Here is a 551-nt window from a genome sequence, read left to right on the forward strand (position 1 = left end):
CCAGACTCCTTTCCCCGTTGAAATAGTACTGGTCATGCATCAGCGCGCTCAGTCGCTTACCCACCAGCAAACGTGCCGTGTGCAAGTCTTGGGCTGCTCTGGTATGAGAAAAGCAATAGCGGCTATCCATTAAGCACCTCATGTACGTCGGACGAGGGGCAGTCCACTGCTGACCGAAAACTGCCACTCAAGGACGATGCCGTTGAGTCGATAGCAGCCCCTTCTGCATTCGACCAGAAACAAGGGTTGGCAAACGCTACAACGAATGGCAGCCCACCCCTACCCCACCCAATACCAAACCGCTCCCCCCTCAAACTCCGGCATCACTTCCCCCTGTGCAAAGCAGCGCCGCGACTCCGGCTGCGCCGGGGTAAACCAATAACCGGCCTTGCTGCAGGACTGCCCCGCCACCACCGGCGCTACATGCTTCGAATCGCTCGGCTGAAGACTCCTCGCATAGGCCACCAGATCCTTGGGATAGACCCTGTGCTCGACCCCGCTGTCATCGATGCCATAAAGGAAGGCAATGGCCGCCGCCTCGAACGTCCAAT

General features: G+C 58.4%; 1 protein-coding gene. It reads right to left on the reverse strand.

The genetic code is table 11. From position 1 onward, the window contains the following. Positions 1-279: 279 nt before the first annotated feature. The coding region (locus tag Q7C21_RS22750; protein WP_375151202.1) for a PoNe immunity protein domain-containing protein at positions 280-551 on the reverse strand (272 nt) is incomplete at its 5' end.

The sequence above is a fragment of the Pantoea sp. ANP04 genome (assembly GCF_041982285.1).
Lineage (GTDB): Bacteria > Pseudomonadota > Gammaproteobacteria > Enterobacterales > Enterobacteriaceae > Pantoea > Pantoea eucalypti.